The 16877-nt window shown below is 72.0% G+C and carries 10 protein-coding genes; all 10 read left to right on the top strand.

The window, feature by feature from the left end; genetic code table 11:
• The first annotated feature begins 11 nt into the window (after positions 1–11).
• The 10 genes from ABD793_RS06715 to ABD793_RS06760 all read left to right on the top strand — a co-directional run bounded on the left by ABD793_RS06715 (position 12) and on the right by ABD793_RS06760 (position 16804).
• Positions 12–2132, top strand: a complete 2121-nt coding sequence (locus ABD793_RS06715) for a S9 family peptidase (protein ID WP_344856450.1) — start codon at positions 12–14, stop codon at positions 2130–2132.
• Positions 2129–3085, top strand: a complete 957-nt coding sequence (locus ABD793_RS06720; RefSeq protein WP_344856452.1) for an LLM class F420-dependent oxidoreductase — start codon at positions 2129–2131, stop codon at positions 3083–3085. The genes ABD793_RS06715 and ABD793_RS06720 overlap by 4 nt, the downstream gene beginning before the upstream one ends.
• 230 nt (positions 3086–3315) lie before the next feature.
• Entirely contained in the window at positions 3316–4899 is a 1584-nt protein-coding gene (locus ABD793_RS06725) for a pyridoxal phosphate-dependent decarboxylase family protein (protein ID WP_344856454.1), read from the top strand.
• Positions 4896–6194 carry a lysine N(6)-hydroxylase/L-ornithine N(5)-oxygenase family protein gene (locus ABD793_RS06730; protein WP_344856456.1) on the top strand — a complete coding sequence of 433 codons (1299 nt, stop codon included), beginning with the start codon at positions 4896–4898 and terminating at the stop codon, positions 6192–6194. Before ABD793_RS06725 ends, ABD793_RS06730 begins: the two co-directional genes overlap by 4 nt.
• Before the next feature lie 77 nt (positions 6195–6271).
• The gene (locus tag ABD793_RS06735; protein ID WP_344856887.1) at positions 6272–8008 is read left to right on the top strand and encodes an IucA/IucC family protein; all 1737 of its coding nucleotides are present in this window, start codon (positions 6272–6274) and stop codon (positions 8006–8008) included.
• Positions 8005–9318, top strand: coding sequence for a type I glutamate--ammonia ligase (locus ABD793_RS06740; RefSeq protein ID WP_344856458.1), 1314 nt, complete (start codon positions 8005–8007; stop codon positions 9316–9318). Before ABD793_RS06735 ends, ABD793_RS06740 begins: the two co-directional genes overlap by 4 nt.
• Positions 9319–9350: 32 nt before the next feature.
• Positions 9351–10781: a Si-specific NAD(P)(+) transhydrogenase gene (gene sthA / locus ABD793_RS06745; protein ID WP_344856891.1), complete on the top strand. Its 1431-nt coding sequence runs from the start codon at positions 9351–9353 to the stop codon at positions 10779–10781.
• Between the two features lie 53 nt (positions 10782–10834).
• Positions 10835–12805: an intein-containing Rv2578c family radical SAM protein gene (locus ABD793_RS06750; RefSeq protein ID WP_344856460.1), complete on the top strand. Its 1971-nt coding sequence runs from the start codon at positions 10835–10837 to the stop codon at positions 12803–12805.
• A 1285-nt stretch (positions 12806–14090) separates the two neighbouring features.
• Complete coding sequence (gene aspS / locus ABD793_RS06755) at positions 14091–15863, top strand: aspartate--tRNA ligase (RefSeq protein WP_344856462.1); 1773 nt, start codon at positions 14091–14093, stop codon at positions 15861–15863.
• The gene (locus ABD793_RS06760; protein ID WP_344856464.1) at positions 15863–16804 is read left to right on the top strand and encodes a DUF389 domain-containing protein; all 942 of its coding nucleotides are present in this window, start codon (positions 15863–15865) and stop codon (positions 16802–16804) included. Before aspS ends, ABD793_RS06760 begins: the two co-directional genes overlap by 1 nt.
• Positions 16805–16877: the final 73 nt, after the last annotated feature.

Genomic DNA, 16877 nt, shown 5'->3' on the forward strand with positions numbered 1-16877 from the left:
AGAGTGCGATCGTGACCGACTCCGCTCTTGGTACCACGGATCTCGACGACGTTCCCTTCCTCCGCCGCCAGGCGCGTACCCAGCGCTTCACGCTCGGCGCACCCAAGCAGTTCCGGGTTGCGCCGGACGGTTCGCGGGTGCTGTTCCTGCGCAGTGCCTCCGGCACGGATCCGCGGCACAGCCTGTGGTCGCTCGACCTGGCGGGCGGCGGCGAGACCAAGCTGGTCGACGCGGCCGAGCTGGTGTCCGGTGACGAGGACCTGCCGCCGGAGGAGCGCGCGCGCCGGGAGCGGGCCAGGGAAACCGGCGGCGGCGTCGTGGCCTTCGACGTGGACGACGCGTTCACCGTGGTCACTTTCACGCTCTCGGGCAAGCTCTACACGCTCGATCCGGCCACCGGTGCCACGCGGATGCTCGTGGACGGCTCCGTGGTGGACCCGCGGCCGAACCCGTCCGGCACGCATGTCGCGTACGTGCACGACCGTCGGCTGCACGTGATCGAGCTGGCCACCGGCGAGGACCGGGTGCTGGTCGAGGAAGACGGCGACGACATCGCGTGGGGCCTGGCGGAGTTCATCGCCGCCGAGGAGATGGATCGCACGCGGGGTTACTGGTGGGCGCCGGACGGACGCAGCCTGCTCGTCGAGCGCTCCGACCGCGGGCCGGTGCCGCGCTGGACGATCGGTGACCCGGCGAACCCGCAGCAGCCGGCGAACGTGGTGGCCTACCCGGCGGCGGGATCGCCGAACGCGCAGGTGTCGCTCGCCGTGCTCGGTCTCGACGGCAGCCGCGTCGATGTCGCAGGCGGCGGCTGGGAATACCTGGTCACGGTGCACTGGTCGGCCGGTGGGCAGCCGCTGCTGGCAGTACAGCCGCGGGACCAGAAGCGGCTCACCGTGCTGGGGCTGGATCCGGCGGATGGCTCGGTGACCGAACTGCACACCGAGACCGACGAGCAGTGGGTGGAAATCGTCCAGGGCGTGCCCGCGTGGACCCACGACGGCAAACTCGTCGTGGAGAGTGCGGCGGACGGCGACCACCGGCTCGTGGTCGACGGCAAGCCGGTCACTCCGCCGGGCACGCAGCTGCGCGCGGTGCTCCACGTCGGCCGCGAAATCCTGTTCACTGCCTCGGAAACCGACCCGACACAGGTGCACGTCTACCGGACCGAGGGCGGGGGCGTGCGTCGGCTGTCCACTGCCGACGGTGTGCACGTCGGTGCGGGCAGCGCGGAGCTGACCGTGCTGACCGCGTGGAGCCTCGAGTACAGCGGGCCCCGGGTGAGTGTGCTTCGCGACGGGGTGCCGGACGGGGTCGTCGAATCGTCCACTGTGGACCCTGAGCTCGTGCCGAACCTGACCTGGCTCACGCTGGGCGAGCGCGGTCTGCGTGCGGCGCTGCTGCTGCCTCGTGGATACGAGCCCGGCGAAGGAAAACTGCCGGTGCTGCTCGATCCGTACGGCGGTCCGCATGCGCAGCGGGTCCTGCAGAGCCGCAACGCTTTCCTCACCCCGCAGTGGCTGGCCGACCAGGGCTTCGCGGTGCTGGTCGCAGACGGCCGCGGGTCGCCCGGCCGCGGTCCGGCGTGGGAGAAGGAAATCGCCGGCAGGCTCGCCGAGGTGACGCTGGCCGACCAGGTCGACGCCCTGCACGCGGCCGCGGAGGCGCACCCCGAGCTGGACCTGGAGCGGGTGGCGATCCGCGGCTGGTCCTACGGCGGGTACCTGTCCGCGCTCGCGGTGCTCCGGCGGCCGGACGTGTTCCACGCCGCGGTCGCGGGCGCTCCGGTCACCGACTGGTCGTTGTACGACACGCATTACACCGAGCGGTATCTGGGCACCCCGCAGGACGAACCGGAGAGTTACGAGCACAACTCGCTCATCGCCGACGCCGGTTCGCTCTCCCGCGCGCTGCTGATCGTGCACGGGCTCGCCGACGACAACGTGTTCCCCGCGCACTCGCTGCGGTTGTCCTCGGCGTTGCTGGCCGCCGGCCGCGCGCACGTTTACCTGCCGCTCCCCGGCGCCACCCACATGACCCCGCAGGCCGAAGAGGTCGCGGAGAACCTGATGCGCACGCAGATCGACTGGATCCTGCGCGAGCTGGCCGCGGGCCGGAAGGAGGAGCAGTGACGAGCCGTTGGGGTCTGACCATCCCGCTCACCGGGGTGCCGCTCACCGAGCACCGCGCACTCGTGGAGGAGCTGCCCGATCTCGGCTACACCGACGTGTGGAGTGCGGAGACCGCGGGCACGGACGCGTTCACGCCGCTGGTGCTGGCCTCGCAGTGGGCGCCGCAGCTGCGGCTGGGCACCGCGATCGTGCCGGTCTACACGCGGGGGCCGGGGCTGCTCGCGATGAGCGCGTCGACCCTGGCGGAACTCGCGCCGGGCCGGTTCGTGCTGGGTATCGGCACGTCGTCGCCGGTCATCGTGGAGAGCTGGAACTCCGCGGAGTTCGCCGAACCGTTCAAGCGGTCGCGGGACACGCTGCGGTTCCTGCGTTCGGCGCTGGCGGGGGAGAAGGTGACCGAGTCCTACGACACGTTCTCGGTGTCGAAGTTCCGGCTGGAACGGGCCGCGGACCCGGCGCCGTCGATCATGCTGGCCGCGCTGCGGCCGGGCATGCTGCGGCTGGCCGCGAAGGAGGCCGACGGCGCGATCACGAACTGGCTGGCCGCCGGTGACGTGCCGAAGGTGCGCGAGGTGGTGGGTCCGGACGTGGAGCTGGCCGCACGGATCTTCGTGTGCCCGACCGAGGACGTCGCCGCCGCGCGGGCGCTGGGCCGGATGCTGATCTCCTCGTACCTGACCGTGCCGGTGTACGCGGCGTTCCACGAATGGCTCGGCCGCGGCGAGCAGCTGCGCCCGATGCACGAGGCGTGGGCCGCGGGTGAGCGGAAGAAGGCGAACGAGGTGATCCCGGACGAGGTCGTGGACGCGCTGGTGGTGCACGGCAGCGTGGAGTCCTGCCGGGAGCAGGTGCAGTCCTATGTGGACAACGGGCTGAACACGCCGGTGCTCGCGGTGCTGCCCACCGGCGGCGACGTGTTCGAGCAGGTGCGGGGGCTTGCCCCGAAACGCTGAGACCGACCGGGTACGGCCGGTGGCCGGGGTTGCGCACACCCCGGCCGCCGGCCGTTTTCGCGTGCGGGGACGGCGTTCGGGTGAAGCCGGGTCTCCCGAATGGCCGACGCGTGGCCGGGTGCCTGCCCACCATGCTGGGAAGTGCGGTCCGGCACCCGCGTGCGGGCTGGCGTTCGGTGTCCGTAGTGTTGCGGTGCGTGAGGGAAGGTTACCCTAAGAAAGGCGGCGCCATGGAGGGTGAGTCTTCGACCTGGCTGGCCGGCGGCCCCGGCGGCGCGGACCGGCTCGCGCACCTGATCCCGGTGGCCCTGCGCGCACTGGACGCCGGTGTGGCCGAACGAGGCGGCCCGATCCCGGCCGGCGGCCCGGCCGCGGTCGCAGCGGCACTGGCGGCGACGGGCAACGCCGGTGCCGCGCCGGCAGCGCGTGGCGGGCACGATGTTCTGCGTTCCGGGACGCCGGGTGCGGAGGCCGGGTCTTCGGCGACTCCCCGTGCACCGCAGCCCGCCGCGTTGTCGTCGGCTGCCGGGTTGCCGTTGCACGGGGTCGGGGCCGAGCGAGCGCTGGAAGAGCTGGGCACGCTGCTCGCCTCCGGTGCGGCGGATCCGGCCGATCCGAAGTGCGCCGCGCATCTGCACTGTCCGCCGCTGGCGGTGGCCGTCGCGGCGGATGTGGTGGCTTCCGCGCTCAACCCGTCGATGGATTCGTGGGATCAGGCGCCCGTCGCGAGCGAGCTGGAGCGGCAGTTCAGCACCGGGATCGCCCGCCTCTGCTATCCCGATGCGGTGCGGCCGGACGCCGTCGTCACGTCCGGGGGCACCGAGTCGAACCTGCTGGGCCTGCTGCTCGCCAGGGAAACCGCGGGCAGCGCGATCCGGCCGGTGTGCGGTGCGAATTCCCACCACAGCGTTGCCCGCGCAGCCTGGCTGCTCGGCCTGCCCGCGCCGGTCGTGGTGCCCTGCGCCGACGACCGGATGGTGCCGTCCGCACTGGCCGAAGCGCTGGCGCCGCTCGGTGCGCAGGCGGTCGTCGTCGCCACCGCCGGGACGACGAACACCGGCCGGATCGACCCGCTGACCGAGATCGCCGGGATCTGCCGCCGCACCGGGGCGCGGCTGCACGTCGACGCGGCCTACGGCGGCCTTGCGCTGTGCAGCGCCACCCTGCGCACCCGCGTGGCCGGGCTGGAGCTGGCCGATTCGGTCGCACTCGACCTGCACAAGTTCGGCTGGCAACCGGTGGCCGCCGGGCTGTTCGCGGCTCGCGAGGCCACCGATCTCGCCGCGCTGACCGTCCGTGCCGAATACCTCAACGCCGACGACGACACCGAGGCGGGCCTGCCCGATCTGCTCGGCCGGTCGCTGCACACGTCCCGCCGTCCGGATGCGTTCCGGATGGCGGTCACCGTGCGCGCGCTCGGCGTGCAGGGGATCGGGGCGCTCGTGGAACGCTGCTGTGCCACCGCTTCCGGCGTGCACGGTCTCGTGGCCGACCATCCGGCGCTGCGTTCGTGGGGTCCGCCGGAACTGTCCACAGTGGTCTTCCGGCCGCGGGCCGCGGACGAGCTGCCCGGTTCCGCCGGAGACGATCTCGTCGCGCGGGTGCGCCGGACGCTGCTGGAGGAGGGCACCGCGGTGATCGGCCGCGGTGTGCTGCCCACCGGACCCGAGGGCAGTCCGCAGCTGTGGCTCAAGCTCACGCTCCTGCACCCGCACGCGACCGAGGCCGACTACCGCCCGATCCTCGACGCGGTGGTGACGGCTGCGGCCGCGCTGCGCACCGCCGTGGTACGGGAAAGCCCGGTCGCGTCGTGAGGCGGTTCGACCTCGCCGGAGTGGGGATCGGGCCGTTCAACCTGTCACTGGCCGCGCTGGCCGAACCACTCGATGCAGACGTGGTGCTGTTCGACGCCCGGCCGGAGTTCCGCTGGCATCCGGGGATGCTCGTGGACGGCGCGACGCTGCAGGTGCCGTTCCTCGCCGACCTCGTGTCACTGGTCGACCCCACGAGCCGCCATTCGTTCCTGAACTACCTGCGTGCGCACGGCCGGTTGTTGCCGTTCTACTTCGCCGAGCGGTTCCACCTGTCCCGCGCCGAGTACGACGACTACGGACGCTGGGCTGCCGGGCGGCTGCCGTCGTGCCGGTTCGGGCACGAGGTCACCGGAATGCGCTGGGTGCCCGGTGCGGAGGCGTTCGAGCTCACCGTCACCGGCACCGACCCGGTGCTCGCCAGTTCGGTCGTGCTGGGGGTGGGTACCTCGCCGAGCGTGCCGGAACCGTTGCGGGACTTGGTGGACGACCCCGGCGTGCGCGTGCTGCACTCCGCCGACTACCTGACCCACCGGGCCGCACTGCTGGCCGCGGAGCGGGTGAGCGTGGTCGGCTCCGGGCAGTCCGGCGCCGAGGTGTTCCTCGACCTGCTGCGTGCCCGCTCCACTGTGGACGGTCTGCGCTGGCTCGCCCGTACCCCCGCGTTCGCGCCGATGGAGTATTCGAAACTCGGCCTGGAGCAGTTCACCCCGGACTACACGGCGTTCTTCCACGGCCTGCCCGGCTCGGTCCGCGACGAGCTGGTGCCCGCGCAATGGCAGCTCTACCGCGGTATCGACGCCGAGACCATGGCCGCGATCCACGACGAGCTCTACCGCCGCAGTATCGGCGGCCGCTGGCCGGGCGCGGTGCTGACGCCAGGCGTCGAGGTGGTGTCCGCGAACGCCGTCGACGACGGCATCGAACTGGGCCTGCGGCACGTCCAGCAGGGCAGCACTGCCACGCACCGGACGTCCGCGGTCGTCTCCGCCACCGGGTACGCCGAGACGCCGCTCGGGCCGCTGCTGAACGGACTCGGCGACGCGGTGTGCGGGGACGCGAGCGGCCGGCTGGTGATCGATGCCGACTACCGGGTGCGGCTCCGCGAACCGGTGCGCGGACCGCTGTTCGTGCAGAACGCCGAGCGGCACACGCACGGCCCCGGCGCGCCGGATCTCGGGCTCGGCGCATGGCGAGCCGCGGCGATTCTCAACTCCGTGTGCGGAAAACCGGTGTACGACCTGCCGGAACGCACCGCCTTCACCACGTTCGGCCTGGACAAGACGGAGGACCAGTGACCCTGACCGACAGGTTGCCCGACCGGTTGACCGACACCGCGGCCTGGCGGGCGGCCGGCTCGCTCGTCACGCACAAGATGCTCGGCGAGCTCTCCTACGAGGCGATGCTGGTCCCGCAGCCGGCGGAGCCGACCAGTGCCGGCCACCGCCGGTGGCTGCTGGAGCTGCCCGGCGGCGTCTCGTACCGCTTCGAGGCGCGCCGCGGCGCGTTCGAATCCTGGACCGTGCTGCCCGGCAGCGCAGTCCGCATCGAGGAGGGCGCCGAGACCCCCGCGGACGACCCGCGCACGCTCGTGGCCGACGCGCGGGAGACGCTGGGTCTCACCGCGCTCCGGCTGGCCGATGTGCTCGCCGAGCTGACCGCCACGGTCACCAACGAGGCGACCAGGCTGCTTCGCGCGCCCACCGCAGCCCAGCTGTGCACTATGGACTACAACCTTGCCGACGGGCACCTCACCGGACATCCCAGGCTCGTGCTGAACAAGGGCCGGGTGGGGTTCTCCGCCAGGGATCGTGCCCGTTACGCGCCCGAGGCGGGGGCGGACGTGCGGTTGCGTTGGTACGCCGTGCACCGTGACCTCGCGCAGTTCCGCAGCGTCGCCGGGCTCGACGCGGAAACGCTGCTGCGCGGGGAACTGGACGAGCCGACCCGTGCGGCATTCGATGCCCGCACCGCCACTCTCGGCGATGCCGAGGACTACGTGTGGGTGCCGGTGCACCCGTGGCAGGCCGACGAGATCATCGGCACGCTGTATGCGGCCGAGCTGGCCACCGGGCAGATGGCCGAACTGGGGGAGAGCAACGACGTCTACCGGCCACACCAGACGGTGCGCACCCTGGCCAACCGCTCCCGGCCGGACCGGCACGACGTGAAGACGGCCGTTTCGGTGCGCAACACGCTCGTCTACCGCGGGCTGAACTCGGCCGCCACGCTCGCCGGGCCGTCGGTGACCGAATGGCTGCGCCGGATCGACGCCGCCGATCCGCTGCTGTCCGGGAGGTACCGGTTCGAGCTGCTCGGCGAGGTGGCAAGCGTTTCGGTGCGGCATCCGCTGTTCGGCGCGATCGAGGAGCTGCCTTACCGCTTCCACGAAACGCTGGGCGCGCTGTGGCGGGAGCCGCTCGCGGCGCGGCTCGCCGAGGGCGAACAGGCGATTTCCTTCGCTGCCTTGCCCTACCGCGACGCGGCCGGAGAATCCGTGCTGACCCGGCTCATCACGCGTTCCGGAGACGGCGCCGAGGCGTGGCTTTCGAAGCTGTTCGACCTGCTGCTCACGCCGCTGCTGCACTGGCTGCTGCGTTACGGCGTCGGGTTCTGCCCGCACGGCCAGAACCTCGTCCTCGTCGTCGACGCCGAGGGCCGTCCGCTGCGGGTGGCGATCAAGGACTTCGCACAGGGCGTCGACCTGATGGACGAGGAACTGCCCGCCTACGCTGATCTCCCGCCGGAGGCCGCCGCGGACATGCTGCGCTGGCCGGCGCACCTGCTTGCGCAGTCGCTGTTCAGCTCGGTCTTCTCCGGGCAGCTGCGGTTCTGGGCCGAGCTGCTGCTGGACGACCTCGGCCTGGCGCGCGGGGAGTTCTGGGCACTGGTGCGCACCGTCGTCGGCCGCTATCGCGACGAGAACCCGGACGTGGCCGCCCGATTCGACGCCTGTCGCCTGTTCGCACCGGACGTCGAGCGCGTCACGCTCAACCGCGAGCACTTCGCCGGCCAGGGTTTCGACAAGGTGGAACGGGACGACGAGTTCGACGTCCGCTGGGGCCGGGTGCCGAATCCGCTGCACGCGCCCGATCCCGAAGGCGCCTGGTGACGCCGTTCGAGCGGCCGGTGGGCGCGCGGTCGCTGGCGGTACGGGCGGAGGCCGGCACTGCGGCCGCGGACGTGCTTCGCCGCGCGCTAGCCGAGGACGGCACGCGGCTGGTCCTGTTGGTGCCCGATCCACACGCGCGGTTCGCCGCGGTGGAACTGGCGGCGCCGTTCGCCGCCGAGGTCGTGGATACCGGCTACGGCGTGTGCAGCTACGTCTTCGCCTGGACGCCGGAGCGGGACCCGCTGCCGGAAACCGCGCCGTTGAACCGTTATCTCGGCGGTTTCGGCGACCTGCGCGTGCGGGTGGACGCGGCGACGGCGTTCCCGCTGGCCGAGCGGACCTGGGCGGTGGTGGGCGACGCGGAGTTCCCTTCCGGGGAACCGGCGGGGCTCGCACCCCGCACCGTGCTGCGGGCGCAGCTGGCGAAGCTGGAGGAGCGCGGCCTGGTTCCTTCGGCCGGGATCGAACACGAGGTCGTTTTCCGGGCCGCGGACGGGAATCCGCTCACCGCGCACGGTGTGGACTACGCGGTCGGCGGCACCGAGCAGCTGGCGCCGTTGCTGGCGGACCTGCGCTCGGCGGCGGCCGGACTCGGCGTGGAGTCCGCGCGCGCGGAGTGCCATCCGGGGCAGTACGAGGTGGTGCTGCGCCACCGAGACGCGCTCGCCGCCTGCGACGACGCGTTGCTGCTGCAGCTGCTCACTCGCCGGGTCGCCGCGCGGCACGGGGCGAGCGCGGACTACCTGGCCGCGCCGGAGACCGGGCAGGGCAACTCCTGTCATGTCCACCTGTCATTGTCCACTCCGGACGGTCCGGCCGGATTCCCGTTCGCGCTCGGTGCGTTCCTGGCCGGCGTGCTCCGTGACGCCCGAGCGCTCACCGCCGTGTGGGCGCCGACCTGGAACAGCTACGTCCGGCTGCGCACCGCGCCGTTCTCCCCGCGGGAGCTGCGGTGGGGGCCGGACGACCGGACGTGCGCGATCCGGCTGTGCGGCACGTCGTCCGCGCCCCGGCTGGAGTTCCGCTTCGCGGGCGCCGACGCGCAGCCGCATCTCGTGGTGGCCTCGTTGCTTGCGGCAGGCGCCGCGGGCCTTGCCGACGAGCTGACCCCACCCGATCCGGGCGTATCTGCCGGGCAGCTGGCCGAATCGCCGTGGGAAGCACTCGCACTGCTGGCGGAGGGCCGCGTGGCTGAACTGCTGGGCGAAGAAGTGGCCGTCCAGCAGGCCGCACTCCTGCGTGCGGAGATCGAGGCGGGACTCGGCACGGTCACCGATCTGCAGCGCCGGAGGGGCGGACTGCGGGCCTGAAGGGGCATTCGGGCTTGCGCCCGCCCGCCGCAATGCGCAGGCTCACTCGCGTGAGTGAACACGAGTACGACCTCATCGTCATCGGTTCCGGTCCCGGCGGGCAGAAGGCTGCCATCGCGGCCGCGAAACTGGGGAAGAAAGTGGCGGTCGTCGACCGGCACGACATGGTGGGCGGGGTGTGCGTCAACACCGGCACGATCCCGTCCAAGACACTCCGCGAAGCGGTGCTCTACCTGACCGGGATGAACCAGCGCGAACTGTACGGCGCGAGTTACCGGGTCAAACAGGACATCACCATCGCCGATCTGATGGCCCGCACCCAGCACGTCATCGGCCGCGAGGTGCAGGTGGTGCGCGCACAGCTGCTGCGCAACCACGTCGACCTGATCGCGGGCACCGGAACGTTCGCCGATCCGCACACCGTGGTGGTGGACGGTCGCCATCCCGGCGACCGGCGCACGGTCACCGGCGACCACATCGTGATCGCCACCGGGACCCGGCCGGCGCGGCCGGGCCACGTCGACTTCGACGCCGCGCGGGTGCTCGACTCCGACGAGGTGCTGCGGCTGGAGGAGATCCCTTCGTCGCTGGTGGTGGTCGGGGCAGGCGTGATCGGCATCGAGTACGCGTCGATGTTCGCCGCGCTCGGTTCGCGGGTGACCGTGGTGGAGCAGCGCGAGCAGATGCTCGACTTCTGCGATCCGGAGATCGTGGAATCGCTGAAGTTCCAGCTGCGCGACCTGGGCGTGACGTTCCGGTTCGGGGAAAAGGTGTCGAACGTGGCGGTGTCCGCGGACGCCACGGTGACCACCCTGGTGAGCGGCAAGCGGATCCCGGCGGAGGCGGTGATGTACTCGGCCGGTCGCCAGGGCATGACCGGCGAGCTGGGGCTGGAGAACGCGGGTCTGGCCGCCGATGCGCGCGGCAGGCTCGAGGTCGACGAGTACTACCGCACCGAGGTGCCGCACGTCTACGCGGTCGGCGACGTGATCGGGTTCCCCGCGCTGGCCGCCACCTCGATGGATCAGGGCAGGCTGGCCGCCTACCACGCGTTCGGCGAACCGGCCAACGGGCTCGGCGCGCTGCAGCCGATCGGGATCTACACGATTCCGGAGATCTCCTACGTCGGTGCCACCGAGGCACAGCTGACCTCGTCGTCGGTGCCGTACGAGGTCGGCATCTCGCGGTACCGCGAGCTGGCGCGCGGGCAGATCACCGGGGACAGCTACGGGATGCTCAAGCTGCTCGTGTCCACCACCGACCGGAAGCTGCTCGGGGTGCACGTCTTCGGCACCGGCGCCACCGACCTCGTGCACATCGGGCAGGCCGTGATGGGCTGCGGCGGCACGGTGGACTACCTGGTCGACGCCGTCTTCAACTATCCGACGCTGTCCGAGGCCTACAAGGTGGCCGCACTCGACGCGACCAACAAGATCCGTGCGCTGGAGCAGTTCCCCGCCTGATGTCGTTCGAACGTGTGTTTGACACCCATTAGAACATGTGTTCGACTTGATGTGTGCGATGGGAACAGCTGCGAGCGGGGGAGGGAGAGCCGGTCCTGCCCGGACTCACCGGGTTCGGCGAGGCCGTGCGGACGGTGCGGGCGCCGGAGTTCGGCGGGATCACGTTCCACGAGGTGCGGGCCCGGTCGGTGCTGAACCGGGTGCCGGACGCGTCGATGGTGCCGTTCCGGTGGTCGGTCAACCCGTACCGGGGCTGCTCCCACGCGTGCACGTACTGCCTCGAGGGGGAAACCCCGGTGCTGATGGCCGACGGGCGGGCGAAGCCGATCGCCGAGCTGCGCGAGGGCGACCGGATCCTCGGCACGCGTGGCCACGGCGTCGCGCGCCGCCTGGTGCCCACGGAGGTGCTCGCGCAGTGGAGCACGGTGCGCGAGGCCTACCGGATCACGCTGGAAGACGGAACCCGGCTCGTGGCCGGTGCCGACCACCGGTTCCTCAGCGCACGTGGCTGGAAGTACGTCCGCGGCAGCAGGTTCGGCACCGCGCAGCGGCCGCACCTCTCGCCGGGGGTGGAGCTGGTCGGTCCCGGCCGGTTCGCGCGCCCGCCGGACGACACGCTCGGCTACCGTGCCGGGTACCTGTGCGGAATGCTGCGCTCCGGCGGGTTCGCCGCGGAGCCGGACGCGGCCGCGCGGGCGCTCGGGTACCTGCCGGACTTCGGATCGTCGGTGGGGTTCATGCGGATCCCGCGGGAGCCGGACGCGCATTGGGCACGCGGGTTCCTGGCCGGGCTGTTCGACCTCGCCGGCGGGTACCGGCGCGGGATGCTGTCCCTCGCACACGACGAGACCGAGGTGGTGGACACGTTGTTCGCCGCGCTGGACCGGTTTTCCTTCGGCTACGAGACGGTCGGGCACCGCAGCCACCCCGGCAGGCGGCAGGCCCGGCTGACCGGCGGTACCGGCGAGGTGCTGCGGTTCCTGCACCTCACCGATCCGGCGGTGGCGTGGAAGCGGTCGCTGGAGGGCACCGTGATCGGCTCGGTGCGGCGGGCGGTGGCCGCGGTCGAGCCGCTGGGACTGGAGCTGCCGCTGTTCGACATCACCACCGGCACCGGCGATTTCGTGGCCGACGGGGTGGTGTCGCACAACTGCTTCGCCCGCAACACGCACACCTACCTCGACTTCGACGCCGGACGGGATTTCGACACCCAGGTCGTGGTCAAGGTCAACGCACCCGAGGTGCTCACCGCCCAGCTGAAGCGCCCCGGCTGGCGCCGCGAGCCGGTGGCGATGGGCACGAATACCGACCCGTACCAGCGGGCCGAGGGCCGCTACCGGCTGATGCCCGGCATCGTCCGTGCACTGGCGGAGTCCGGGACCCCGTTGTCGATCCTCACCAAGGGCACGGTGCTCAGCCGCGACCTGCCGCTGCTGGGGTCGGCGGTCAAGGACGTCCCGGTCCGCCTGTCGGTGTCGCTGGCGCTGCTCGACCGCGAGGTGCAACGCCGGCTGGAGCCGGGCACGCCCAGCCCCCGTGCGCGGCTGGATCTGGTGCGCAAGGCCGCCGCGGCCGGGTTGCCGTGTTCGGTGATGGTCGCCCCGGTGCTGCCGTACCTCACGGATTCGGCCGACGCACTCGACGCGCTGTTCGCCGAACTCGCCGCCGCAGGCGCGACCAGCGCGACCGTGCTGCCCCTGCACCTGAGACCCGGCGCCCGCGAATGGTTCGCCTCCTGGCTGGGCCGGAAATACCCGGCACTCGTCCCCCGCTACCGCCGGCTGTACTCCCGAGGCAGCTACGTCGACCCCGGCTACCGCCAACGACTCGCAAGCCGAGCCGGCCCGCTACTTCGCCGCCACGGCCTGGATCCCGGCCCCGGCTCCGGCCCCGGCCCCGGGTCCGGCCCCGGTTCCGGTTCCGTCCCAGGCTCCGACACGGACAGCGGCCCCGATTCCGACCCCGGCCACCACCAACCCCCGACACCACAACCAGAGAAGCCGGAACAACTGCGACTGCTGTGACCACCGACGCCGCCCGGACACGCCGAACCGCCGAGGCATAGAACCGCCGGGGTGCTGAACCGCCGGGGTGCCAAACCGCCGCGGTGCCGAATCGCTGCGGTGCTGAATTGCCGGAGTGCCGAATCGCCGGGTGCCGAATCGCCGCGGTGCCGAATCGCCGCGGTGCCGAACCGTCACGGTGCGGCGACGCCGCGGTTCTGGCGAACTGGCGCCCCGAGCCCCGAGCCCCGAGCCCCGAGCCCCGAGCCCCGAGCCCCGAGCCCCGAGCCCAGCCGAGTCCAGCTGGATCGAGCCGAGCCCGCCGGGCCCGGTCCAGCCGAGTCCTGCCGGTGCCATACCCAGCCCCGTTCAATCGGCCAGAGCTGCGTCGTGCTTGGTCGGGTCGGGCTTGGCCGAGCTGGGCGGGTCGAGCCGAGTCCAGCCGGGCCGAGTCCAGCGCAGCTGGATCGAGCCCAGCCCGCCGGGCCCAGTCCAGCCGAGTTCAGTCGGGTCGAGCCACGTCGTGCTGGGGCCAGCCGAGCCCAGCTGGGTCGAACCCGGCCCACCGGGCCCAGCCCAGCCGAGTTCCGCCAGCCCGGCGGAGCCGAATTCAATCGGCCAGAGCTGCGTCGTGCTTGGTCGGGTCCGGTTTGGCCGAGCTGGGCGGGTCGAACCCAGTCCAGTCCAGCCGGGCCGGGCTCGGTCGGAACGAGGCTGGCCTGGTCGAGTCGACCGGGCCGATTGAGCCGGGACGGGCGCCGTCCGGTCCGGCTCAGTTCGGTCGGGGGTGGCTGCGTGGTGGGAGCGGCGTCCGTCCCGGTCGGGTCGATTGAGCTGTCCGGGCCGATTGAGCCGGGACGAGCCAGCCTCGTCCGGTCGGCTGAGTTCGGTCGGGGGTGGCCGCGTGGAGCGGGCCGCGTCCATCCCGGCTGGGCCGGGACTGACCCTGCCCAGTCGACCCTGCCCAGTCGGGCCGGCTCCCGGCTGACTCCGGTCGGCCCTGCCCACCGGGGGCCGATTCCACCCCACCCTGCCCACCGGGGCCAACCCCCCGGCCGACTCGAGTCCGCCCCGCCAAGTCCGCCCCGCCAGCTCCGGACTGCTCCGGACCGCCCCGCTCCGGTTCGGCCGGGCACGGTCGGTGTTGCGAGGTCCCGCTGGGGGCGGGCCCAGGCGGGGGGCAGGGGCGGGAGGAGTCAAACCTGGTCGCGGTGCTCGGTGGGGGGTTCGTTAGCCTCTGTGTTCGGCGAAAAACGTGTCGGCGCGAAACGTCGGCGACCCCGTGGGCTTAAGGAGAGCAGTCGCAGTGCTCCGCACTCATGAAGCCGGTACCTTGCGTGCCGGGCAGGCCGGTCAGACCGTCACCCTCACCGGCTGGGTGGCCCGGCGGCGCGATCACGGCGGGGTCATCTTCATCGATCTCCGTGACGCCAGTGGCGTCTCGCAGGTCGTGTTCCGCGAGGGTGCGATGGCCGAGCGGGCGCACGCGCTGCGGTCGGAGTTCTGCGTGCAGGTCACCGGCGAGGTCGCGCAGCGGCCCGCGGGCAACGCGAACCCGGAGATCCCCACCGGCGACATCGAGGTGCTCGCCACCGAGCTGCAGGTGCTGTCCGAGGCGGCGCCGCTGCCGTTCCCGATCGACGACCGGGTCGACGTCGGCGAGGAGGTCCGGCTTCGCTACCGCTACCTGGACCTGCGCCGCAGCGGGCCGGCCGCAGCGATCCGGCTGCGCAGCGAGGTCAGCCGCGCCGCCCGCGCGGTGCTGCACGAGCAGGACTTCGTCGAGGTCGAGACGCCGACGCTGACCCGTTCCACCCCGGAGGGCGCGCGCGACTTCCTGGTCCCGGCCCGGCTCAAGCCCGGTTCCTGGTACGCGCTGCCGCAGTCGCCACAGCTGTTCAAGCAGCTGCTCATGGTCGGCGGGCTGGAGCGCTACTTCCAGATCGCTCGCTGCTACCGCGACGAGGACTTCCGCGCCGACCGCCAGCCCGAGTTCACCCAGCTCGACATCGAGATGAGTTTCGTCGAGCAGGACGACGTGATCGCGGTCGGCGAGGCCGTGGTGTCCGCGCTGTGGAAGCTGATCGGGCACGAGATCCCGCGCCCGATCCCGCGCATCACCTACCGCGAGTCGATGGCGAAGTACGGCTCGGACAAACCGGACCTGCGCTTCGACCTCGAGATCACCGAGATGACGGAGTTCTTCGCCGACACCCCGTTCCGCGTGTTCCAGGCGCCCTACGTCGGTTCGGTCGTGCTGGCCGGTGGCGCGGACCAGCCGCGCCGCCAGCTCGACGCGTGGCAGGAGTGGGCGAAGCAGCGCGGGGCGAAGGGCCTCGCCTACATCCTGGTCAACGAGGACGGCACGCTCGGCGGCCCGGTCGCGAAGAACCTGTCTGAGGCCGAGCGGGAGAACGTGGCACAGGCCGCCGGCGCGAAGCCCGGTGACTGCATCTTCTTCGCCGCCGGCAAGCCCGGCAGCGCGCAGCCGCTGCTCGGCGCCGCACGGGACGAGATCGGCCGCAGGCTCGGCCTGATCGACGAGAACGCCTGGTCGTTCGTGTGGGTCGTGGACGCGCCGCTGTTCGCGCCGGTCGAGGAGATCGGCGACGACGTGGCGGTCGGCTCCGGCAAGTGGACCGCGGTGCACCACGCGTTCACCTCGCCCACCCCGGAGTGGATCGACAAGTTCGAGCAGGATCCCGGCAACGCGCTCGCCTACGCCTACGACCTCGTCTGCAACGGCAACGAGATCGGCGGTGGTTCGATCCGTATCCACCGCGAGGACGTGCAGAAGCGGGTCTTCGCGCTGATGGGCCTCGGCGAGGAGGAGGCGCAGGAGAAATTCGGCTTCCTGCTCGATGCCTTCCAGTTCGGCGCCCCGCCGCACGGCGGCATCGCATTCGGCTGGGACCGCATCGTGATGCTGCTGGCGCACGCCGAATCGCTGCGTGAGGTCATCGCGTTCCCGAAGACCGGCGGCGGTTACGACCCGCTCACCGCCGCACCCGCGCCGATCACCACACAGCAGCGCAAGGAAGCCGGGATCGACACGAAGCCGCCGGCACCGACGAAGTAGTGCTGCACTTGCGGGCGGTGTGCCCGCCGGAACGCACCGCCGAGGCGGTGGATCTGCTGCGCCACCACCCGGGCATCGCGCACCTGATCCTGCACCGCGGGGTGGCCCTGGCCCCGGAAGGCGATCTCGTCGAGGCCGACGTGGCCCGCGAGGCCGCCGACGAGATCGTCGACGCGCTGTGCGGGCTCGGTCTCGACCACTCCGGCGGGATCACCATCGAGGCGCTGGACACCGCGCTGTCCGACGCGGCCGACGCCGCGGAGGAATCGGCGCCGGGTGCGGCCGCGGACGCCGTGGTGTGGCAGGAACTGCTCGGCCGGACCGGGGAGGAATCCCGGTGGAACGCCACCTTTCAGGCGTTCCTCGCGATCGCCTGCCTGCTGGCCGCGGCCGGGATGCTGACCGATTCGCCGGTCACCGTCGTCGGCGCGATGGTGGTGGGTCCGGAGTTCGGCCCGCTTGCCGCGATCGCGGTGGGAATCGTGCTGCGCCGGTGGGATCTGGCTCGCCGGGCCGGGTTCGCGCTGCTCGCCGGGTTCCCGGTGGCGATGGCGCTGACCTTCGCCGGGGTGCTGCTCGGCGGCGCGGCCGGGATCTTCGACCCGGCGGCGATCGTGAACAACCACGAGGTCGACTTCGTCTACCAGGTCGGCGCGGTGTCGTTCGTGGTCGCGCTGCTGGCCGGTGCCGCGGGCATGCTCGCGATGACCTCGGCGAAGTCCGCCGCGCTGGTCGGGGTGTTCATCTCGGTCACCACGGTGCCCGCCGCCGGATACGTGGTGGTCGCGGCGATCGCCGGGCGCTGGGACCGGGCCGGGTTCTCGCTGCTGCAGCTGCTGGTGAACCTGGCCGGGATCGTGCTCGCTGCGGCCATTGTGCTGATCTTTCGCCGCCGCAAGCAACGCTCCGCGGCGTTGTTACGTCCGCTTTCGCGAGGGTGAAGAAGAACGCGCGGTTCACGTCCTGCTGTCGGAGAAGCTGGTGGTCATGGTTGCACAGTCACGAGTAGGGTCG

It is taken from the genome of Amycolatopsis ultiminotia, assembly GCF_039536925.1.
Taxonomy (GTDB): domain Bacteria; phylum Actinomycetota; class Actinomycetes; order Mycobacteriales; family Pseudonocardiaceae; genus Amycolatopsis; species Amycolatopsis ultiminotia.

Coding starts and splice junctions, on each gene's coding strand:
- ABD793_RS06725 (WP_344856454.1), top strand. CDS start 3,316: ATGGAGGGTGAGTCTTCGACCTGGCTGGCCGGCGGCCCCGGCGGCGCG.
- ABD793_RS06735 (WP_344856887.1), top strand. CDS start 6,272: ATGCTCGGCGAGCTCTCCTACGAGGCGATGCTGGTCCCGCAGCCGGCG.
- sthA (WP_344856891.1), top strand. CDS start 9,351: ATGCGCAGGCTCACTCGCGTGAGTGAACACGAGTACGACCTCATCGTC.